The organism is Pseudomonas sp. FP603 (genome assembly GCF_030687415.1).
GTDB classification, from domain to species: domain Bacteria; phylum Pseudomonadota; class Gammaproteobacteria; order Pseudomonadales; family Pseudomonadaceae; genus Aquipseudomonas; species Aquipseudomonas wuhanensis.
In genome coordinates this window covers 3,071,646-3,091,914 of sequence record NZ_CP117431.1, presented here as the reverse complement: position 1 = coordinate 3,091,914, position 20,269 = coordinate 3,071,646, and the positions used below count along the sequence as shown (strand labels likewise).

General features: G+C 57.4%; 18 protein-coding genes and 1 pseudogene. 14 read left to right on the top strand and 5 right to left on the bottom strand.

What is annotated here, in order from left to right:
• Positions 1 to 58: 58 nt before the first annotated feature.
• Positions 59 to 952 (bottom strand): DMT family transporter, encoded by an 894-nt coding sequence (locus PSH65_RS14440; RefSeq protein ID WP_163854303.1) that lies wholly within the window; start codon positions 950 to 952, stop codon positions 59 to 61.
• Between the two features lie 192 nt (positions 953 to 1,144).
• On the opposite strand from PSH65_RS14440, the gene PSH65_RS14435 reads away from it, so the two are divergent.
• The 5 genes from PSH65_RS14435 (at position 1,145) to PSH65_RS14415 (ending at position 6,490) form a co-directional block, all read left to right on the top strand.
• The gene (locus PSH65_RS14435) at positions 1,145 to 1,762 is read left to right on the top strand and encodes a TetR/AcrR family transcriptional regulator (RefSeq protein ID WP_163854305.1); all 618 of its coding nucleotides are present in this window, start codon (positions 1,145 to 1,147) and stop codon (positions 1,760 to 1,762) included.
• A gap of 185 nt (positions 1,763 to 1,947) precedes the next feature.
• Positions 1,948 to 3,255 (top strand): sulfite dehydrogenase, encoded by a 1,308-nt coding sequence (gene soxC / locus PSH65_RS14430; protein ID WP_239548662.1) that lies wholly within the window; start codon positions 1,948 to 1,950, stop codon positions 3,253 to 3,255.
• Entirely contained in the window at positions 3,242 to 3,817 is a 576-nt protein-coding gene (locus PSH65_RS14425; RefSeq protein WP_163854307.1) for a c-type cytochrome, read from the top strand. Before soxC ends, PSH65_RS14425 begins: the two co-directional genes overlap by 14 nt.
• Positions 3,818 to 3,878: 61 nt before the next feature.
• Positions 3,879 to 4,268 (top strand): DUF2946 family protein, encoded by a 390-nt coding sequence (locus tag PSH65_RS14420; protein ID WP_081352505.1) that lies wholly within the window; start codon positions 3,879 to 3,881, stop codon positions 4,266 to 4,268.
• A gap of 71 nt (positions 4,269 to 4,339) precedes the next feature.
• The gene (locus PSH65_RS14415; RefSeq protein WP_163854309.1) at positions 4,340 to 6,490 is read left to right on the top strand and encodes a TonB-dependent siderophore receptor; all 2,151 of its coding nucleotides are present in this window, start codon (positions 4,340 to 4,342) and stop codon (positions 6,488 to 6,490) included.
• A 210-nt stretch (positions 6,491 to 6,700) separates the two neighbouring features.
• On the opposite strand, the gene PSH65_RS31825 is transcribed toward PSH65_RS14415, so the two are convergent.
• The 4 genes and pseudogenes from PSH65_RS31825 to PSH65_RS14400 all read right to left on the bottom strand — a co-directional run bounded on the left by PSH65_RS31825 (position 6,701) and on the right by PSH65_RS14400 (position 10,421).
• Positions 6,701 to 7,405, bottom strand: coding sequence for a methyl-accepting chemotaxis protein (locus PSH65_RS31825; RefSeq protein WP_370694701.1), 705 nt, complete (start codon positions 7,403 to 7,405; stop codon positions 6,701 to 6,703).
• 207 nt (positions 7,406 to 7,612) lie between these two features.
• A pseudogene (locus PSH65_RS31820) lies at positions 7,613 to 8,491 on the bottom strand (cache domain-containing protein); the annotation flags it as partial.
• A gap of 334 nt (positions 8,492 to 8,825) precedes the next feature.
• Positions 8,826 to 10,061 (bottom strand): FAD-binding oxidoreductase, encoded by a 1,236-nt coding sequence (locus PSH65_RS14405; protein ID WP_039011365.1) that lies wholly within the window; start codon positions 10,059 to 10,061, stop codon positions 8,826 to 8,828.
• Positions 10,062 to 10,073: 12 nt separating this feature from the next.
• A complete protein-coding gene (locus PSH65_RS14400; protein ID WP_041020384.1) occupies positions 10,074 to 10,421 on the bottom strand; it encodes a RidA family protein in 348 nt (115 codons plus the stop codon).
• A gap of 459 nt (positions 10,422 to 10,880) precedes the next feature.
• Here PSH65_RS14400 and PSH65_RS14395 point away from each other — a divergent pair, with 459 nt between their 5' ends.
• From PSH65_RS14395 to hutH, 9 genes are all read left to right on the top strand, one after another.
• A complete protein-coding gene (locus PSH65_RS14395) occupies positions 10,881 to 11,087 on the top strand; it encodes a hypothetical protein (protein WP_039011362.1) in 207 nt (68 codons plus the stop codon).
• A complete protein-coding gene (locus tag PSH65_RS14390; RefSeq protein ID WP_109756655.1) occupies positions 11,084 to 12,220 on the top strand; it encodes an aminotransferase class I/II-fold pyridoxal phosphate-dependent enzyme in 1,137 nt (378 codons plus the stop codon). The genes PSH65_RS14395 and PSH65_RS14390 overlap by 4 nt, the downstream gene beginning before the upstream one ends.
• A complete protein-coding gene (gene hutC, locus PSH65_RS14385) occupies positions 12,220 to 12,957 on the top strand; it encodes a histidine utilization repressor (protein WP_039011359.1) in 738 nt (245 codons plus the stop codon). The genes PSH65_RS14390 and hutC overlap by 1 nt, the downstream gene beginning before the upstream one ends.
• Before the next feature lie 368 nt (positions 12,958 to 13,325).
• Positions 13,326 to 14,108 (top strand): transporter substrate-binding domain-containing protein, encoded by a 783-nt coding sequence (locus tag PSH65_RS14380; RefSeq protein ID WP_039011357.1) that lies wholly within the window; start codon positions 13,326 to 13,328, stop codon positions 14,106 to 14,108.
• Positions 14,109 to 14,163: 55 nt separating this feature from the next.
• Positions 14,164 to 14,883: an ABC transporter permease gene (locus PSH65_RS14375; protein WP_025214430.1), complete on the top strand. Its 720-nt coding sequence runs from the start codon at positions 14,164 to 14,166 to the stop codon at positions 14,881 to 14,883.
• Positions 14,880 to 15,590, top strand: a complete 711-nt coding sequence (locus PSH65_RS14370) for an ABC transporter permease (protein WP_030141828.1) — start codon at positions 14,880 to 14,882, stop codon at positions 15,588 to 15,590. The genes PSH65_RS14375 and PSH65_RS14370 overlap by 4 nt, the downstream gene beginning before the upstream one ends.
• 16 nt (positions 15,591 to 15,606) lie before the next feature.
• Positions 15,607 to 16,371 (top strand): ABC transporter ATP-binding protein, encoded by a 765-nt coding sequence (locus PSH65_RS14365; RefSeq protein ID WP_025214432.1) that lies wholly within the window; start codon positions 15,607 to 15,609, stop codon positions 16,369 to 16,371.
• Positions 16,372 to 16,744: 373 nt separating this feature from the next.
• Complete coding sequence (hutU, locus tag PSH65_RS14360) at positions 16,745 to 18,436, top strand: urocanate hydratase (RefSeq protein WP_178082513.1); 1,692 nt, start codon at positions 16,745 to 16,747, stop codon at positions 18,434 to 18,436.
• Positions 18,433 to 19,965, top strand: coding sequence for a histidine ammonia-lyase (gene hutH / locus PSH65_RS14355; RefSeq protein ID WP_076384066.1), 1,533 nt, complete (start codon positions 18,433 to 18,435; stop codon positions 19,963 to 19,965). The genes hutU and hutH overlap by 4 nt, the downstream gene beginning before the upstream one ends.
• The last annotated feature ends 304 nt before the right edge of the window (positions 19,966 to 20,269 follow it).

The window sequence follows — 20,269 nt, the reverse complement described above, 5'->3', positions numbered from 1 at the left end:
TGGTTGAGCGAACAAATTCAGGCACGCGCAGGCGCACATGATTGAGCGAGCGGAGCCTCTAGCTGCCTGTGGCTCTGCCATGCTTGCCACCCAGCACCAACGCAACGCCGCCCAGTACAGCAATGGATGCCAACACCATCCTTACGCTCAGGCTTTCCCCCAGAAAAACGATGCCCGCCAGCGAAGCCAGGATGGGCACGCTCAACTGCACCGTCGCGGCTTGAAACGCTGCCAGATGACGCACCGCGACGTACCAGACCGCGTAGCCGACGCCTGACGCTAGCGCGCCGGAAAGAACCGCATAAAGTATCCCCTGCGGATCCCAACGCAACGCTGAGAGAAACGGCACGCTTGCCATCAAGACCAGGGGAATCGAGCGCAGGAAATTGCCGGTTGTGGTTGCCAAGGGATCGGCGACAGTTTTGCCAAGCAGTGAGTAGATCCCCCATGCCACCCCCGATAACAGCATCGTGAGTGCGCTAACGGGGTCAGGTGCTGCGGCACCTGGAACCAGCAGGCTAACCAAGCCAACAATCGCCAGCACAAACCCAACGACTGCCAACGTGTGCATCCGCTCGCCTTTGAACATGCCGTACAGAACCATGCTCAGCTGAACCGCGCCAAACAGCAGCAATGCCCCCGTCCCGGTCTCCAAATGACGGTACGCGAAGGAAAAAGCGAAGACGTAAACGAACAAGGCAGCGGCCCCCTGCCAACTGCCTTTGCCTATGGTTGAGGTCCGCCTCAAGGCACACAACAGCCATAACACCAAGGCCCCGCTGGCCAGCCGGACAACGCTGAAACTCGCAGCATCAATGTCGGTGTGCTTAAGCGCCAGGCGGCACAGCAAGGAGTTCGCGGCAAAGGCGAGCATGGCGAAACAGATCATCGCGATCAATCTTGCCGAGGCTGACGAGCTGGACGCCTTCGTTACGGGGTTGCTTATTTTCATGGTCGATCCCAATGCCTAGGCAGGCTCTCAGAACTCTTGACGCCACCGCGCCCTTAAAAACACGTTAAACGTCTCTGTACCGATCGGTCAATACAACTATCTTCCTGCAACCATGGGATGAGCTTCGCCCGTCTGTATCCTTCACCGCGCACGCATGGGTATGATTGGCGCTCAACCGGTTGGAATTGACCCATGGGAAAAAAGAACGCCGTCGTCGCCGCCGAACCTGCTGAAACAAGCACTAAGGAGCGGATACTGAAGATCGCTGCGCAGCTGTTCTCGACGCGCGGGTTTCACGCAACCGGCATGGCTGAGTTGGAAAAAGCCACTGGCCTGGCTCGAGGCGCGCTGTATTACCACATCGGAAGCAAGGAAGAATTGCTGTTTGAAATCACCAGCCGGTATTTGCGGGTGCTCATCGCAGAAGGTACGCCCCTGTGCGAGAGCGACCAGCCTGCAGAAGATAAATTTCGCCAATTCTCGGCCATCGTGATGCGCACGATTGTCACCCACCTGGCCGAAATGACGGTGTGTTTTCGAGAAGTGTATTCGGTCATTGGCGAGCGCCAGACTGAATTGCTCGACCTGCACCGGCAGTATGAAAAGCTCTGGTCGAATATCCTCAAGGCTGGCGTGAGCGAGGGGACCTTCCACACATCTGACTCGTTAGCCGTGAAGGCTATTCTTGGTATCCACCACTACAGCTACTTGTGGATCAAGCCCGGTGGCCCGCGCTCTCCGGAATCCATCGCGACGTTCTTTTGCGACACCCTCCTGCCCGGACTGAAGGTTGAGCCGCGCCCGGCTTGACTGTCATCAGCGGCGCTTCAAGTGCGCCGCTTTCCTCGCTCCCCTCATTCACGTGCCATCACCGATGGTCGTCCTTGCGACTGGACCACGCGCGTTTTTCGTTCTAGGCTTACCTACAGACCGACCGATCGGTCTATAGACTCGCCGTTGGGTCCAGCCCGACAAAGGAATCAGAGGGAACAACAATGACAAAAAAATCCATGGTCCCCGCCAAGCAAGACATGCCTCAAACATCTTTGGCTCGCAGGGATTTCTTGATTAAAAGCGGGGCCGTTATCGGTACTGCTGCCTTTGCTCTGGGCGATAGCGACTTGGTCAGCGCAGAGACGACCAACGTCGCCCCTCTTGATCCGAACCTGCCCCTTGAAGTCCCGCAATGGACCCGTAGCCTTGGCGCTCCCACTGCAAGCCCTTATGGCAAACCTTCAACGTTCGAAACCAAAGCCGTCAGGAATCTATATCCCGGCCTGAAGGACACGATGTCCGCCTACAGCACCTCCCCACTTCAAGAGCTGGACGGCATCATTACACCGAACGGCCTGTTCTATGAGCGCCACCACGCAGGTGTCCCGCAAATCGATCCGGCGCAACACCGGCTGGTGATCCATGGCCTCACCGAAAACGCCTTGATCTTTACCGTGGACGAGATACGCCAGTTCCCCGCCGTGTCACGCGTGCACTTCATGGAGTGTTCGGGCAACCCATCGTTTCTTCCTCCCTGGGGTAAAACCGCAGCGGAAGTGAGCGGCCTGGTGAGTTGCGCTGAATGGACTGGCGTTACCCTGAAGACCCTGCTGGATGAAGCCGGGCTCAAGCCCCAAGCCAAGTGGATCATTGCCGAAGGGGCAGACGGCGCCGCAATGACGCGCAGCATTCCCATCGAGAAATGCCTGGACGATGTGATGGTCGTCTACAGCCAGAACGGCGAGCGTCTAAGGCCGGAACAGGGCTACCCGCTGCGCCTGTTTGTCCCCGGCTACGAGGGCAACACCCACATCAAATGGCTGCGCCGACTTCATGTCACCGATGCGCCCGCCTACAGCCGGGAAGAAACCGCCAAATACACCGACTTGATGGCGGACGGCAAAGCTCGGAAGTTTTCCTTCGTCATGGAGTGCAAATCGCTGGTGACCTACCCTTCCGGCACCCAGAAATTGACACGCAAGGGCCTGCATGAGATGCGTGGCATCGCCTGGAGCGGCCACGGCAAAATCACCCGTGTCGATGTCTCCGTCGATGGCGGCAATACCTGGACGCAAGCCAGGCTACAGGAGCCCATTCTGACCAAGGCGCTGACCGCCTTCAGGGCGCCTTTCGAATGGAACGGCCAAGAGTTGATGATCATGAGCCGCGCCATCGACGAGACCGGATATGTTCAGCCGATGCTGGAACAGCTGATCGATGAACGCGGCAAGGTCTCTTTCTACCACAACAACTCGGTGCAACCGTGGCGCGTGTCCAGCAGTGGGGAGGTGACCAATGGACGGGCTTAAAGGTGGTTCGTTATTCATAGGTTTGCTGTGCGCCTGTGCGCTGACTCATGCCTCGGCACAATCCCAATACGGTTTGGGCACCAAGGCTACCGAAGCGCAGATCGCCAGTTGGAACATCGACGTGGCGCCCGACGGCAAGGCTTTGCCTCCAGGGCGCGCAACGGTGGCGGACGGGGAAAAGGTCTACATGAACAGTTGCGTCAGCTGTCATGGGGTGAAACTCGAGGGCGGCGTCGGTCCTGCGTTGGCGGGCGGCGAAGGAACGCTGACGACTGACAAACCGCTCAAGACAGTTGGCAGCTATTGGCCCTATGCAACGACGCTTTTCGACTACATCCGCAGAGCCATGCCCTTCCAGGCGCCACAGTCATTGTCCAACGAACAAGTCTATGCGGTGACCGGCTACATCCTGCACATGAACAAGCTGCTGGACGCCAACGCGACCGTGGATGCATCGACCTTGGCGGATGTAAAGATGCCGAATCGAGACGGTTTTTATACCGACGACAGACCAGACAGCAAGGCGGTTGCTTGTATGTCGAACTGTTTAAAAGCTCACTGACGGATCAAAAAATGTAAAATCCGCTCGCCGATAAACCGTTCCTTCTCAACGAGCTTTGCTGATGAAGCTGGCCAGCCGCGAAAAATCGATGATTGCCTGGGTGCTGTACTTCAGCATCCTGTTCGGTTCGTTGCTGTGCGCGATGGGCCATGGACAAATGGCCGGCTTGCGATTGAGCGGTTTGGACGGCGGACTGTTTTGCTCTACTGACGGCGGGGCAATATTCGAGGGCCTGCAGGATGTGCCCGCCCCTTCGCTGCCCGTCGTCGGTGATTGCGTCATTGCAAGCCTGTTCGGTGCGATCCTGCTGGCAGCGTTTTTCGGGCTGCTCGCCCTGCTTGCCAGCGAGCCAGCCTGGCCCTTGCCCGCACAACCGACCCGTTGCCTACCCAGGCAGCGCTGGCCCCTGATCAATCCTCGCGCCTCCCCCGCCCCGCTTCCCGCGCTCTGACCTCTTCACCACCCGCCGCTGCATGACGCGCGGCCGGTGTGTGCTCATTGAATTAAGCCAGGAAGCTCTTCATGTTTCGCTTGACTACTTTGGCGCTGCTCGCGGGCAGCACCTGCGCGTGGGCGCAAGACACTGCCCTGAACTTACCCAACAGCTACATCAACGCCTCGGCCGACCAGCCGAAACCGGCCACCCGCCTGGACCTGGATACTCCCATCGAAAGCGGCTCGCGCCTGAATCTCAGTGCCCGGGAAAATCCCGCCTCTGTAAGCGTGGCCGATCGCAAGACGATGGAACGTATCGGCGCACGCAACTTTCAAGACGCGGCGAACGCCCTGCCTGGGGTTAACGCTTCTGCGCCACCCGGCTGGGGAGGCTATGTGTCGTACCGTGGTTTCAACGGTGCCCAGATCAGCCAGCTGTTCAACGGCATCAATCTGCAATACGGTGGCGCGGCCCGTCCGGTCGGCGCCTGGATTTATGACCGGGTGGAGTTGCTCGGCGGCCCTTCCTCGTTCCTCAACGGCAGCGGTGCCGTGGGGGGCAGCCTGAACGTGATCACCAAGCTTGCCAACCGTGAGGAAGATACCTTCGAGGGCCGAATGAGCTACGGTCGCTACGACACCTGGGAAACCGCGGTCGGCTTCAATAAAGCGCTCAACAGCGGCGATGCCCCGCGCCACTATGCGCGCCTCGACTACAGCCGCACCAGCAGCAACGGCTACGTAGATCGCCAGGAGAACGGTGCGGGCAACCTGGCCTTCTCGCTGCTCAGCGACATCAACGACCGACTCTCCCATACGCTGGCGATCGAATACCTGGAAGAGAAGGAAGACAGTCCTTACTGGGGCACGCCGGTACTGCAACCGCTGACCGGCAAGCTGCAGATCGACAAGCACAACCGCTTCAACAACTACAACGTCGAGGACGGTCGCTACGAGCAGCGCACCCGCTGGATACGCTCGATCACGGACTACCAGCTGGACGACAATGCCCAGTTGCGCAATACCTTCTACCACTACGATGGCCAGCGCGATTACCGCAACCTTGAGGTCTACCGCTACAACAGCGACAACAGCGCCATCGCCCGCTCCGGCGGTTACCGCCAGCGGCACGACCAGGAGGTCAACGGTGACCGAATCGAGTTGACTCACCAGGCTCAGCTGTTCGGCCTGGCCAGCGATTGGGCGCTGGGCGTGGATTACAACACCAACCAGCAAACCAACTACCCGTTGTCCAAAGGCGCCTTCGACACCATCGATCCAGATGGCTTCGAGCCGGGCCACTTCCTGGACATTCCGGGGATGGATGCACCGCGCAGTAAAGGTCGCAGCACTTGGACTGATACTTCTTCGGCGTTCGTCGAGAACCGCACGCGCCTGACCGAGCAACTGGCGCTGATCACTGCGCTGCGTTATGACCATATCGATTTCGAGGTGGTCGATCATGCGGCGCAGGCCAGGCTCGACAAGCGTTGGGATGCAATCACGGGACGCCTGGGCCTGGTGTACGACCTGACGTCGAATGTCAGCCTTTATACCCAATACAGTACCTCGGCCGAGCCGCCGGGAGGGACGCTTACCAGCGCCTCCATTGCCCAGGTGAGCGACTTCGACTTGAGCACCGGTCGCCAATTCGAGGTGGGCAGCAAGTTCGATTTTCTTGACGGTCGCGGCTCGGCCACCGCCGCGGCCTACCGCATCGTGCGCAAGAACATCTCCGTCCCCTCCTCGACGGTGCCCAACACCACCGAACAAGCGGGTCAACAAACCTCCACCGGCATAGAGCTGGCCGCTTCATTCAAGATCACGCCCAAGCTATTGGCGGCCGGTAACTTCAGTTGGGTAAGGGCTGAGTACGACGAGTTCAATGAAACCATCGCCGGTGTTGTGTTCTCGCGCAAAGGCAAGAATCCGGTGAATATTCCCGACCGCGTAGCCAATCTCTGGCTGACCTATGACGTGGCTCCTGACTGGCAGCTCGGGGCTGACGTGCGCTATGTGTCGTCGGTCTACGCCAACACCGCCAATACGACCTGGGTGCCCTCGTACACTGTCTATGGTTTGTCCATGACCCACGATCTGGACAAACACGTACAGGTCAGCGCGCGCCTGCGCAACCTGACCGACGAGGTCTATGCCCGTTTCATCCACCAGAGCAACACCCAGTATTACGTGGGCGAGCCGCGCAGTCTGGAAGTCGCTGTGCAGTGGAAGTACTGACGACCCCGAACGGAATGCAGCACACGGTCTGGCGACCTGACAGGTCTAATCATGATTCGGAGCGCAGGCCTTCCCGCGTTGATCAGCCTGTTTGAATGGCCCGCTGGACGGGACCGCCAGGGACAGCGGCTTTCACTGTTTTTTCTCTGGGCTCAACGCTCATGGGGCTTACCCTCTAACCGGCAATTGAGCGTCCATTGTTCGTACGGACTAAAACTTGAAGCGCCCGACCAATCCTTGAAGCTGGCCAGAAATGGCCGTCATTCGCCCCGATCCGGCATGGGCTGAATGCGCGAACTCCTCTACCATCTGCGCATCGGCGTGGATCTGTGCGATGTGCCGATTGATCTCCTCCGCCACTTGATGCTGCTCCTCTGCCGCCGTGGCGATCTGGGTGTTCTGGTCGCGAATCGAGTCCACTGAAGCGCGGATCTTGTCGAAGCTGTCGCGGGCCCGCTGGATCCGCTGCACGCTAGCCTGGGACGCTTGCAGGCTGCCTTGCATCTGCTGGGTGACTTCCTGGGTGCGGCGAGCGAGGTTACCCAGTAGGCTGTCTATTTCGCCGGTAGAGTCGGAGGTGCGACGAGCCAGGGCGCGAACTTCATCCGCGACCACTGCAAAGCCACGCCCTTGATCACCCGCACGGGCGGCTTCGATGGCGGCGTTGAGCGCCAGCAAGTTGGTCTGCTCGGCAATCGAGCGAATAGTGTCGAGAATCGCATTGATGTTATTGCTGTCTTGCTCGAGCAGATGCATGGTCTGGGTCGATACCTGCAGCTCCTCACTGAGCTTGAGCACGCTGCCGGTGGCTTCGCTGATTTGCTTCTGGCCATCGTGCACGTCGCGGTAGCCTTCATCAGCACTCGACGCCGCGGCACTGCAGGAATGTGCGACCTCATTGGCAGTGGCGAGCATTTCATTGAAAGCGGTGCTTACCAATTCCACCGCCTCACGTTGGCGGCCGGCAGCCAGGTTCATGTTATTGGCGACTTCGTTGGTGTCAGCGGCAGCGACTTGCAGATCGGACGACGCATTGCCAATACGCTTCACCAACTGAGCGATCATGCTTAGAAACTGATTGAACCAACCGGCCAGGTTGGCAGTTTCGTCCTTGCCCCGTACCTGGAGTTGACGTGTAAGGTCACCTTCACCTTCGGCAATCTCTTGCAACCCATCAGCCACGCCACGAATCGGGCGCACGATCATGCTGGCAAAACCAGCACCAACGATGGCGAACACCACCGCCAATGCAACAGCGATGGCTGCAATCAACCAGGTCAGGCTCATGGCGTCGGCCATCACTTCATCACGCTTGATCAGGCCAATGAAACGCCATCCCAGGCCATCGGAACTCAGGACGTTGACCATGTATGGCACACCATCGATCTCGACTTGAGTCACCCCATCAGCGCTTTTGGCCAATTCGGCATAGCCGGGTCCTAGCTCACCTAACGGCTTGAAATTGTTTTTGGCATTTGCGGGATCGACCAAGACATTGCCATTGGCCTCGACCAACATCAGGTAACCACTCTTGCCCAACTTGATGGCTTTGACCAATTCAGTCAGTTGCTTGAGCGATACGTCCACGCCAACGACGCCCACCGGGGCGCCGCTCGCGTCATTGATCGTGCGGACCGTGCTGACCAGCACCATGTCATCGGGTGCCCAGTAATACGCGCCCGTCCGTACGGTTGAGCCTCGTGCGGCTTCCATGGCCGCCTTGTACCAAGGTCGCACCCGTGGGTCGTAGCTGGCCATTGTCTGGTCATCGGGCCAACCTGCAAAACCTCCGTCATTGAGTCCAAGGGAAATGGAAGCCGTGGTTGGGTGGGTTTCTGCGAAACTGTCGAATACCACCTGGATCTGTCGATCGACCTTCGTCACAGGCGTTTTCGGGGCGTCAGCGGCCGTATAGTTCTTCAATCCCTGAACGTTGGCGATCCGAGGGTCTTTGGCAAGGTATTCGACGTTTTGGCGGATGCTGTCGAAAAACTGCCGCATCCCGCGGTCAATCTGCCTGATTTCGCGGCCACTGCTATCCAGGAAACTGGCTTGCGCTGCGCTACGCAAGTTCAGTACGACAACCATTGCGACCAATATGACTGGCGCGCAGGCGATAGCGGCAAACGCCCACGTGAGTTTCTGTTTGATGTTCATGAGTACTCCTGGGCAGGCAGATGGAACGTGGGCGCCCATGGGTAAAAGCGCCCGCGGCGAGTGCCGTAAACGTTGCTCACACGACGTGGAAACGAGACAACTCGGTCGTCATTTTTCTTTCAGATAATGCCTGCCCTCCTCTCAAGAGGAGGGACGAGAAGGCCGACGCATCGTCAATTCAGAAACGCCCAGGAGCGAAGGGTGCCGGCTCGACCACTGGTGTTTCTCCCATCATTAATTCCGCAAGCAGCCGGCCACTGACCGGACCTAGCGTAAATCCTTGATGAGCATGGCCGAAGTTGAACCAGAGCCCCTTATGCGACGGCGCGGCACCAATGACCGGTTTCATGTCAACGGTACAAGGTCGCGCACCGCTCCATGGCGTCCGCTCAACCTGAGATCCCAATGCCAAGAGTTGTCGGGCCGCGCTTTCGGCCTTCCCTAGCTGCACTGGGGTCAGAGGCGCATCGAGACGGGCGAATTCGGCCCCCGTTGATAGACGCACACCACGCTTCATCGGCGCCAACATGTAGCCTTGCTCGGTATCAAGCACCGGGCGACTCAAGTTTGCCCCGTCGGCGAAATGGGCGTGATAACCACGCTTGATAAACAACGGGATGCGGTAACCCATGGGCCTCAGCAACTCTTGGGCCCAAGGACCAAGCGCCACGACGACCTGTGATGCTTCGACCGGCCCGGACTCGGTGGAGACTCGCCAGCCAGCTCCCGCTTGGCGCAATGAACGGGCATCGCCGCGTTCAAGCTGTCCGCCCTCACGCAAGAAGAGCTCGGCATAGCGTTGCACCAGCTCTCCCGGATCAACACAGGTCCAAGGTTGAAGCCAGTGAATCCCCCCAACGAGAGCTTCACCCAAAGCGGGTTCTGCGAGCCTGAGCCCGGCGCCGTCCAACGCTTGCGACAATACACCGTGCGCACTCACACGCTGGGCGCTCTCCATCGCCTTTTCATATTTTTCCGGGGTTCGAAAAGCTTGAATCCAACCTTTGCGCACGATCAGGTGTTGGGCCTCGCTTTGCTCGATCAACTCGGAGTGCTCGCTGATTGAATGCTCGACCAAGGTCCGAAAGGCGTCCGCAATAGCTCGGTAATGCCTTGGCGCTGAGTTGGCCCAATACCTGGTCAGCGTAGGCATGTACTCCGGCAGCGCACGCAGATGATAATTGACGCCGATATCGCGCTTGGTCACCACTCTCATCAGGCTCGCCAGGTCCCTTGGGAACCCGTACGGTTCAACGGCCTCGCGCTGGATGATCCCGGCATTACCGTATGACGTCTCGCGCCCGGGCGGCCCCTTGTCTACCAAGGTCACCGCACAGCCCCGGCGTTGCAGATGCAGGGCCGTGCTTATACCGACGATGCCGGCGCCCAGTACTACTACTTGTTTGTCGTTCACGCTGCCTCCAACTCAAGCACGCTGCTGCGCGATGACACTGATTTCAACCAACGCATCCACCACGAGGCCGGCACAGACGGTAGCGCGAACAGGCAAATTGGCCGTGAAAAACGAAGCATAAATCCGGTTGAACTCGGCGAAGTTACTCCGCTCGGTCAAGTACACCGTGACGCTCACCACGTCATCCAACGACAGTGACTCAGCTTCCAATGTTTGAGCAATGCGCATCAACGTCAGGCGCGTTTGTGCCTCGATACCCGCCGGGAAGCTGCCGTCCTCATTGAACGGCAGTTCACCGGATAAAAACACTAGGCCTTGGCTGTGGCGGACTTTTGAAAAGGGCAAATTGCTAACCGTCATGGGGGACTCTCTCTAAGCGGATTATGAAAGCGCCTATAGCAGGCGCCACTTTTAGCCATCGACTCGACCGAGCGTGTCACAGCAGATCGGAAATCGGTCTACAAGCCTGATCGATGAGACTGTATATACAGGACTAAGCATTTACCGTGCCTGTTAGACAAGGATCCCCTTCAGACCCCTGATCCGAAGTGGATCGAGCACTGCTTCTGTCCAAAATACTGTCCGCAGAAAGGCCTACCATGCGCTTCCTTTCGACTCATCAATGAGACAGCGGAAACACTACGATGCAACCTTCAGTTACACCTGAACAAATATTCATGTGAGCACCCCCTGGCCTGGAAGGCGTTTACGAGCAGCGATCAACAGAAAAGATAAGGCTTGGCCTGAACATTGCGTTACCTATATATACAGGATCATACAGCAACACTTCCTTGTGGCCCTGCACCTAAGAGGTAATCAATGAAAAAACTGCACCCGATGACTGCCGCGACTACCGAAGGGATGAGCCTCGCAGGCCGGATCGCCGAATTGGCGACACTCTTCCGCTACAGCCTCCCGCACGAAATCCGTCAAAGCGCTGAACAGCCGAGCCCGCAGCGCCCCCTACGGAACCATCCAGATCGCAATACCTTCCAGCAAAATTCCCGAGAGGTTAGCCTTGTATGAACGCCAACGACCTGACCTTGCTTGCTCGCGCTGAAGTGCGCGAATTGGCCAGTTACAACGCCGGCCTCGCCGCTGATGCAGTGCGCAAACGCTTCGGTCTGACACGCGTCGCTAAATTGGGCAGCAATGAAAACCCAATGGGCACCGCCCCCGCTGTCAACGCCGCGACCACCCAAGCCTGCCATGAGATTGCGCTGTACCCCGACTCAGGCTGCCAGGCACTACGCTCCGCACTCTCGGAAAAACTTGATGTTCCGGAAGATCGCTTCGTGTTCGGCAACGGTTCTGAGGATTTGCTGAGTGTCATCAGTCGAGTGTTTCTGGACCATGATGATGAAGTGGTTACCGTGGTGCCCTCCTTCGGCTTGCATTTCATTTTTCCAGTGGCAGCCGGCGCTCGGGTAATCGGTGTCCCCATGACCGACCAAGGCACTTTTGACGTGGCGGCGATGATTTCCGCCCTTACACCGCATACCCATGTGCTGATGTTTTCCTGCCCCTCCAATCCGGTTGGCTGCACCTTGAGCGCAATCGAATTGAAGCAATTGCTCGATGCATTACCTCCCAAGTGCTTGCTGGTGTTTGACGAAGCCTATTACGAATACGCCCGATGGGAGCCTGAGTACCCAGACTGCCTCGGCTTGATCCAGGCCAGCGGCAAGCCGTTCATTTTGCTTCGAACCTTCTCCAAGGCCTATTCATTGGCAGGTTTACGCATCGGCTATGGCATTGTCAGCGACCCGCTACTGGCCGATTTAATCAATCGCCTGCGCACCCCCTTCAACGTCAACCGAGTGGCCCAAGCCGCTGCAGTTGCGGCTCTGGCCGATGAGAATCATTTGAATGCCGGCCTCTCCCACGTCGCCAGCGAACGCCGACGACTGGAGATCGCACTGCGAGAGCAAGGCATCACAACCGCCCCCTCCATGGCCAACTTCCTCTTTTTCAGCACCCCTTATCCTGCCGAAATCATCAACCAGGCATTACTGCGCAAAGGGGTCATCATCAAGCCTTGGCGCGAAGCGGGATATACTCAGTACTTGCGGGTATCCATAGGAAGCTGTGAGGATAACGATCTTTTCCTTCATTCCTTGGCAAGAGTCCTTGCCGCACAAGAGACACGGACCGACTGATGATCAAAAATGCACCACAAGCGCTCTACCGACGCGCGAAGGATTTTGTGCTGGACCAACTTCGAGCGGGCGTTTGGAAACCTGGCGACCTGATCTACTCAGAGAACCAGTTGGTGCAAGAGCTGGGCATCTCGCGCATGACCGTCAATCGAGCCCTGCGCGAGCTGACCGAAGAAGGTCTATTGGTGCGGATTTCAGGTGTTGGAACATTCGTAGCCGAAAGCAAGCCGCAATCGAACCTGTTGCGCATCACCAACATCGCTGACGAGATTCTCGCTCGGGGTCATAGTTACGGCTGTCGCGTCCTGCACCTGGGACGCGAATCCGCATCGATGTCAGTCGCTTCCGCCCTGGGCCTGCCCACGGGCTCTTCGGTTTTTCATCTGGTTTGTGCGCACAGCGAAGAAGACGTGCCAGTGCAGCTTGAGGATCGTTACGTCAATCCCGAGCTGGTGCCAGAGTTCCTGAAACAAAAATTCGGCGAACACCTGCAACCGGCCAAATACCTTCTGCAAGTGATCAAGCCCGACGAAATGGAACATATCGTAGAGGCCTGCCACCCCAGCGCCGAGGAAAGTAAGCATCTGCAAATTGATGCAACCGAACCTTGCCTGGCCCTCATACGCCGGACTTGGAGCCAAAACAAAATTGTCACCTTTGTGCGGCTCGTCCACCCCTCCTCCCGCTATCGCTTGGGTAGCCGCCTACCCATGAACGCAGCGCACAGAGACGTCTGACTCTTCGACACATCTGCCGTAAAGCTTGACCAGCGCCGCTTCCAAAGGGCGTCGGTCGCTTTCTGATTCATACATCACAATAGACCCAGGCCCTACGCCCGTAGTGACCGGAAAAAACGAAACTGATCACCCCCTCCCCTCAGCGTTTCCAGCCCTTCTTCCACCCATGCACATCCGAGCAGATAAATGGTTGCTTGATTGGCTATGCCTGTATGTACAAGTATGTATTTACGCGGTAAAGTCGATCCGTCACCTCGACACGTTTAAACCAAAAAATGGGCTCTGTGTACCACTCCCATAGCGACACACACGAGCTCCGTACCGCATCCGTGCGCTCAAGCGCTCTTTGGTCCTTAGGAATAAAAACAATGAAAAAATCTATTTTGACCCTCTCTGTACTGGCGTTGTGTGTGGCTGGCAGCTTTGCCTCGGCCAAGGAGTACAAGGAGTTGCGGTTCGGCGTTGACCCCTCTTACGCCCCTTTCGAGTCCAAAGCTGCCGACGGTAGCCTGGTGGGCTTCGATATCGACTTAGGCAATGCGATTTGTGCGGAATTGAAAGTGAAGTGCAAATGGGTCGAGAGTGATTTTGACGGCATGATTCCCGGCCTGAAAGCCAACAAATTCGACGGCGTGATCTCCGCCATGACCGTGACATCCTCGCGAGAAAAAGTCATCGATTTCTCCGATGAACTGTTCTCCGTTCCTACCTCCTTCGTTTTCAAGAAAGGCTCCGGCCTGACCGAAGATATCAGGACGCTCGTCGGCAAGACGGTTGGTTATGAGCAAGGCACCACCGAGGAAGCTTATGCAAAAGCCGTACTGAACAAGGCCGGGGTCAAAACCCAAGCCTATGCCAACCAGGATCAGGTCTATTCGGACTTGGTGACCGGCCGTCTCGATGCCTCGATCCAGAATATGTTGCAAGCCGAAATGGGCTTCTTGAAGTCGCCGCAAGGGGCGAATTTTGAGGTAAGTAAAGCAGTCGAGCATGAACTGTTGCCCGCGAAAACCGCGGTAGGTCTCGCCCAAGGCAACGCCGATCTCAAGGCCCTGATAAACAAAGGCATCAAGGCACTGCATGAGGATGGCAGCTATGTAGCCATCCAGAAAAAACACTTTGGTGATCAGAATATCTACAGCGGTAAATAACACGCTGCGCCCATTTTCGGATGGGCGTTTTTCTTGATTGACGAAGGGCTGTCCAATGCTAGAAAACCTATTGCAGACTCTAGGCTTCAGCCTAAAGGGTTTCGGCCCGCTGTTGCTGCAAGGCTCCTGGATGACTGTCAAATTATCCGCACTGTGCTTGTTGCTGAGCGTGGGCCTGGGATTGATCGGTGCCAGCGCGAAACTCTCGAAGTCAGCCTTGCTACGCATCCCTGCGCAAGCCTACACCACGCTTATCCGCGGCGTGCCCGACCTGGTCTTGATGCTGCTGATCTTCTATAGCCTTCAGACGTGGCTGACGAATCTGACCGATGCCTTTGGCTGGGAATATATCGAAATCAATCCGTTCAGCGCAGGGGTCATCACCCTGGGCTTCATCTACGGTGCGTATTTCACCGAAACCTTCCGCGGAGCGATTCTCGCCGTTCCAAAGGGGCAATTAGAAGCAGCCACGGCCTATGGCCTGACCCGCGCCCAACGATTCCGCCTGGTGCTTTTCCCGCAAATGATGCGCTTTGCATTACCGGGCATTGGCAACAACTGGATGGTGATCCTGAAAGCGACCGCACTGGTCTCGATCATTGGTCTGGCTGACTTGGTCAAGGTTGCCCAGGATGCAGGAAAGAGTTCCTATCAACTGTTCTTCTTCTTGGTCCTTGCAGCGTTGATCTATTTGGTTATCACCACCGCATCAAACTATGTCTTGCGCAGGCTGGAAAGTTTTTACGCCGCAGGAACTCGGGAGGCCGTGCGATGATCGAGCTATTGCAAGAATATTGGAAACCCTTCCTGTACCACGATGGTTATCACATCACGGGCTTGGCGATGACACTATGGCTGCTCAGTGCCTCGCTCTTCTTCGGCTTCTTGATGGCGGTCCCGCTGTCGATTGCCAGGGTATCAAGCAACCTTTTCGTGCGCTGGCCCGTGCAGTTCTATACCTATTTGTTCCGTGGCACGCCTCTGTATATACAGCTACTGATCTGCTACACCGGCATCTACAGCCTCGCTGCGGTGCGCTCCCAACCGCTGCTTGATGCATTCTTTCGCGATGCATTGAACTGCACCATCCTGGCCTTTGCCTTGAACACTTGCGCCTACACCACAGAGATCTTCTCCGGGGCGATTCGCAACATGAATCATGGTGAAGTCGAAGCAGCGAAGGCCTTTGGGCTTCGAGGATGGAAGCTTTACACCTACATCATCATGCCGTCTGCATTGCGCCGCTCACTGCCGAACTACAGCAACGAAGTGATACTGATGCTGCATTCCACCACGGTCGCTTTCACCGCCACGGTACCGGACATCCTCAAGGTTGCCAGAGATGCCAATTCAGCAACATTTCTGACCTTCCAATCGTTCGGCATCGCCGCAGCGATTTACCTCGCTATCACTTTCTCTCTGGTCGGTCTGTTCCGTCTGGCTGAGCGCCGTTGGCTGTCGTTCCTCGGCCCAGCTCATTAATTCAGGGTGCTTGAATATGTACAAACTGACCGTAGAAAACCTGCATAAAAGCTATGGCGACCACGAAGTCCTCAAGGGTGTTTCGCTGAACGCAAAGGCCGGCGACGTCATTAGCCTGATCGGTGCCAGCGGGTCGGGCAAAAGCACCTTTTTGCGCTGTATCAACTTTCTGGAAATCCCTAGCAACGGCGCCATGAGCCTCGACAATCAGCCGATACGCATGATCCATGACCACCACGGCATGCGCGTTGCAAACGCAGACGAACTGCAGCGGCTGCGCACGCGACTGGCGATGGTATTCCAGCATTTCAATCTGTGGAGCCACATGACCGTGCTCGACAACATCACAATGGCCCCTCGCCGAGTGTTGGGGGTCAGCAAGAAGGATGCAGAGGAGCTGGCTCGGCGTTACCTGGACAAGGTTGGTTTACCATCGCGAGTTGCCGATCAATACCCGGCCTTTCTCTCGGGCGGCCAGCAGCAGCGCGTCGCGATAGCCCGGGCGCTGGCCATGGAACCGGAAATCATGCTGTTCGATGAACCCACTTCTGCCCTGGATCCTGAACTCGTGGGAGAAGTGCTGAAGGTCATTCAGGGCCTCGCCGAAGAAGGCAGAACCATGATCATGGTGACGCACGAAATGAGCTTCGCTCGTAAGGTATCGAACCAGGTGTTGTTCTTGCACCAAGGGCTCGTAGAAGAGCAAGGGCCGCCTGAGGAAGTGCTGGGGAACCCTAAGAGCGAGCGTTTGCAGCAATTTCTCAGCGGCAATCTGAAATAACCGAAGTGCCTTAAGCCGACTGGACACTTACCGCGCCTGAAAAATGTTTTCAGGCGCGCGATTGCGGCCGGAATGGTTCGCCGTTCTGTTGACTAGAAGAGCCCCGTGCGAGAGCAATCCCAGCGTCTTGCTATGGCTCAGCTCATGATCCCTGGCTGAAACTGTCACGGCGCGCCCAGTGCGCAAAGCTTGATGGCAAAACCTGCATCAATGCCATTCGAACGAAAAAAACTAATCACGTGAAGATAATCATGCCGACAACAATAGCGGTCAAAAATCTGCTTGATTAGGCTTGTATATACATGATTATATTTACTCGCCCGATGTAGCGAAAACCAACAATAAGCTGCAAGTCATTTCGAGAGGATTACCGGTGAGCAAACCACTCCATTTCCGCAATATCGAAATCCGCGCCCCTCGCGGTAACACGCTGACCGCCAAGAGCTGGCTGACCGAAGCGCCGCTGCGGATGTTGATGAACAACCTCGATCCGGAAGTGGCCGAGAACCCCAAGGAGTTGGTGGTCTACGGTGGCATCGGCCGCGCGGCGCGCAACTGGGTGTGCTACGACAAGATCGTCGAAAGCCTCACCAACCTGAACGACGACGAAACCCTGCTGGTGCAATCCGGCAAGCCGGTGGGCGTGTTCAAGACCCACAGCAACGCCCCGCGCGTCCTGATCGCCAACTCCAACCTGGTGCCGCACTGGGCCAGTTGGGAACACTTCAACGAACTCGACGCCAAGGGCCTGGCCATGTACGGCCAGATGACCGCCGGCAGCTGGATCTACATCGGCAGCCAGGGCATCGTCCAGGGCACGTATGAAACCTTCGTCGAGGCTGGTCGCCAGCATTACGATTCCAACCTCAAGGGCCGTTGGGTGCTGACCGCCGGCCTGGGCGGCATGGGTGGCGCGCAACCACTGGCCGCGACCCTGGCCGGTGCGTGCTCGCTGAACATCGAGTGCCAGCAGGTGAGCATCGATTTCCGCCTGAAAACCCGCTACGTCGACGAGCAGGCCAAAGACCTCGACGACGCCCTGGCGCGCATCGAGAAATACACCGCCGAAGGCAAGGCGATTTCCATCGCGCTGTGTGGGAACGCGGCCGAGATCCTGCCGGAAATGGTCCGTCGTGGTGTGCGTCCGGACATGGTCACCGACCAGACCAGCGCCCACGACCCCCTCAACGGCTACCTGCCGGCCGGCTGGACCTGGGACGAATACCGTGCCCGCGCCAAGACCGAGCCCGCCGCCGTGGTGAAGGCCGCCAAGCAATCGATGGCCGTGCACGTCAAAGCCATGTTGGCCTTCCAGAAAATGGGTGTGCCGACCTTCGACTACGGCAACAACATTCGCCAGATGGCCCAGGAAGAAGGCGTCGAGAATGCCTTCGACTTCCCGGGTTTCGTCCCGGCCTACATCCGTCCGCTGTTCTGTCGCGGCATCGGCCCGTTCCGCTGGGCGGCGCTATCCGGTGACCCGCAGGATATCTACAAGACCGACGCCAAGGTCAAGGAACTGATCCCCGACGACGCTCACCTGCATAACTGGTTGGACATGGCCCGCGAGCGCATCAGCTTCCAGGGCTTGCCGGCACGGATCTGCTGGGTTGGCCTGGGCCAGCGCGCCAAGTTGGGCCTGGCGTTCAACGAGATGGTGCGCAGCGGTGAGTTGTCGGCGCCGATCGTCATCGGTCGCGACCATCTCGACTCCGGCTCCGTCGCCAGCCCCAACCGTGAAACCGAATCCATGCAGGACGGCTCAGACGCCGTTTCCGACTGGCCGCTGCTCAATGCCTTGCTCAACACCGCCAGCGGCGCGACCTGGGTGTCACTGCACCACGGTGGTGGCGTCGGCATGGGCTTTTCCCAGCACTCGGGCATGGTGATCGTCTGCGACGGTACTGACGAAGCGGCCGAACGGATTGCCCGTGTACTGCACAACGACCCGGCGACCGGCGTGATGCGCCATGCCGATGCCGGTTACCAGATCGCCATTGATTGCGCGAATGAGCAAGGCTTGAACCTGCCAATGATCACTCTTGTTAAAGGAGCCAAAGCATGAAAACACTTAACGTTATCCCAGGCCAATTGAGCCTTGCCCAACTGCGTGCCGTTTACCAGCACCCAGTAAAAATCACCCTCGACAACAGTGCCTCTGCGCAAATTGAAGCCAGTGTCGCTTGCGTGGAGCAGATCCTCGCCGAGAACCGCACCGCCTACGGTATCAATACCGGTTTCGGCCTGCTGGCCTCGACTCGTATCGCCAGTGAAGATCTGGAAAATCTGCAACGTTCGCTAGTACTGTCCCACGCCGCTGGTGTGGGTGAGCCGATCAGCGATGCGCTGGTGCGGTTGATCATGGTGCTCAAGGTCAATAGCCTCAGCCGTGGTTTCTCCGGCATACGCCGCGTGGTGATCGATGCTCTGATAGCATTGATCAACGCCGAGGTGTATCCGCATATTCCGTTAAAAGGTTCGGTCGGCGCATCTGGTGACTTGGCACCTTTGGCGCACATGTCCCTCGTGCTGCTGGGAGAAGGCAAAGCCCGTCATAAGGGCGAATGGCTGGAAGCCACCGAAGCACTGAAGGTGGCCGGTTTGGCGCCGTTGACGCTGGCTGCCAAAGAGGGTTTGGCGTTGCTCAACGGTACCCAGGTGTCCACTGCTTATGCTCTGCGCGGTTTGTTCGAGGGCGAAGACCTGTTTGCAGGCGCCTTGGCCATCGGTGCGTTGACGGTCGAAGCTGTCTTGGGCTCCCGCTCGCCGTTTGACGCACGTATCCATGCCGCTCGCGGCCAGAAGGCCCAGATTGATACAGCTACTGCTTATCGCGACCTGCTGGGCCAAAGCAGTGAGGTCGCCGATTCGCACAAAGACTGCGGCAAGGTCCAAGATCCCTACTCTCTACGCTGCCAACCTCAAGTCATGGGCGCATGCCTGACCCAGCTCCGTCAGGCCGCGGAAGTATTAGTCGTCGAAGCGAATGCCGTATCCGATAACCCACTGGTCTTTGCCGTTGAAGGTGATGTGATCTCTGGCGGCAACTTCCACGCCGAGCCAGTGGCCATGGCCGCAGACAATATGGCATTGGCCATTGCTGAAATCGGCTCGCTGAGCGAGCGCCGCATTTCGTTGATGATGGACAAACACATGTCACAACTGCCGCCGTTCCTGGTAGCCAATGGCGGCGTGAACTCGGGCTTCATGATTTCTCAGGTGACAGCAGCAGCGCTGGCCAGCGAGAACAAGGCGCTAGCTCACCCCCATTCCGTAGACAGCCTGCCCACATCCGCCAATCAGGAAGATCACGTATCGATGGCACCCGCCGCCGGCAAACGGTTGTGGGAAATGGCTGAAAACACCCGTGGAATCCTGGCTGTGGAGTGGCTAGCGGCCTGCCAAGGTCTGGACTTGCGTGACGGCTTGAAGACGTCGCCCAAGCTGGAACTGGCCAGGAAGAGTCTGCGAAGCAAAGTGGCCTATTACGAGAAGGATCGCTTCTTCGCGCCGGATATCAATGCGGCCAGTGAATTATTGGCTTCCGGCTGCTTGAACGACTTGGTATTGAACACATTGTTGCCCAGCATCTGATAGATGATATCCGCCATGATCGCGTGAGTTATTCTAGCTGATAGTCCCGTACGCGTTAAATGCCCAGGCAGTTTTTTGCTCCACAGCTATGACGATAGATTCTCGTTTTGGCTGTGGAGCTTTTTATTGCTTCCCAGTAATAGTCTTATGTAAGTGCGCGGGAAAATTAGCTTGACAACAGCATTACACCCCTAAGGCTCCTTATGCGCTCAAAATTCTGATACCAGCAGCATTCCCTGATCATGCGAACTCCGCTCAAGTATCTCCTGGTTCTGAGCCGGGAGAGCTCATCACTACAAATAAG

What these genes read in the sequence shown, in the direction of transcription:
- PSH65_RS14440 (WP_163854303.1), bottom strand. Translation starts at nt 952, where the DNA reads ATGAAAATAAGCAACCCCGTAACGAAGGCGTCCAGCTCGTCAGCCTCG.
- PSH65_RS14435 (WP_163854305.1), top strand. Translation starts at nt 1,145, where the DNA reads ATGGGAAAAAAGAACGCCGTCGTCGCCGCCGAACCTGCTGAAACAAGC.
- soxC (WP_239548662.1), top strand. Translation starts at nt 1,948, where the DNA reads ATGACAAAAAAATCCATGGTCCCCGCCAAGCAAGACATGCCTCAAACA.
- PSH65_RS14425 (WP_163854307.1), top strand. Translation starts at nt 3,242, where the DNA reads ATGGACGGGCTTAAAGGTGGTTCGTTATTCATAGGTTTGCTGTGCGCC.
- PSH65_RS14420 (WP_081352505.1), top strand. Translation starts at nt 3,879, where the DNA reads ATGAAGCTGGCCAGCCGCGAAAAATCGATGATTGCCTGGGTGCTGTAC.
- PSH65_RS14415 (WP_163854309.1), top strand. Translation starts at nt 4,340, where the DNA reads ATGTTTCGCTTGACTACTTTGGCGCTGCTCGCGGGCAGCACCTGCGCG.
- PSH65_RS31825 (WP_370694701.1), bottom strand. Translation starts at nt 7,405, where the DNA reads ATGCTCGCCACTGCCAATGAGGTCGCACATTCCTGCAGTGCCGCGGCG.
- PSH65_RS14400 (WP_041020384.1), bottom strand. Translation starts at nt 10,421, where the DNA reads ATGACGGTTAGCAATTTGCCCTTTTCAAAAGTCCGCCACAGCCAAGGC.
- PSH65_RS14395 (WP_039011362.1), top strand. Translation starts at nt 10,881, where the DNA reads ATGAAAAAACTGCACCCGATGACTGCCGCGACTACCGAAGGGATGAGC.
- PSH65_RS14390 (WP_109756655.1), top strand. Translation starts at nt 11,084, where the DNA reads ATGAACGCCAACGACCTGACCTTGCTTGCTCGCGCTGAAGTGCGCGAA.
- hutC (WP_039011359.1), top strand. Translation starts at nt 12,220, where the DNA reads ATGATCAAAAATGCACCACAAGCGCTCTACCGACGCGCGAAGGATTTT.
- PSH65_RS14380 (WP_039011357.1), top strand. Translation starts at nt 13,326, where the DNA reads ATGAAAAAATCTATTTTGACCCTCTCTGTACTGGCGTTGTGTGTGGCT.
- PSH65_RS14375 (WP_025214430.1), top strand. Translation starts at nt 14,164, where the DNA reads ATGCTAGAAAACCTATTGCAGACTCTAGGCTTCAGCCTAAAGGGTTTC.
- PSH65_RS14370 (WP_030141828.1), top strand. Translation starts at nt 14,880, where the DNA reads ATGATCGAGCTATTGCAAGAATATTGGAAACCCTTCCTGTACCACGAT.
- PSH65_RS14365 (WP_025214432.1), top strand. Translation starts at nt 15,607, where the DNA reads ATGTACAAACTGACCGTAGAAAACCTGCATAAAAGCTATGGCGACCAC.
- hutH (WP_076384066.1), top strand. Translation starts at nt 18,433, where the DNA reads ATGAAAACACTTAACGTTATCCCAGGCCAATTGAGCCTTGCCCAACTG.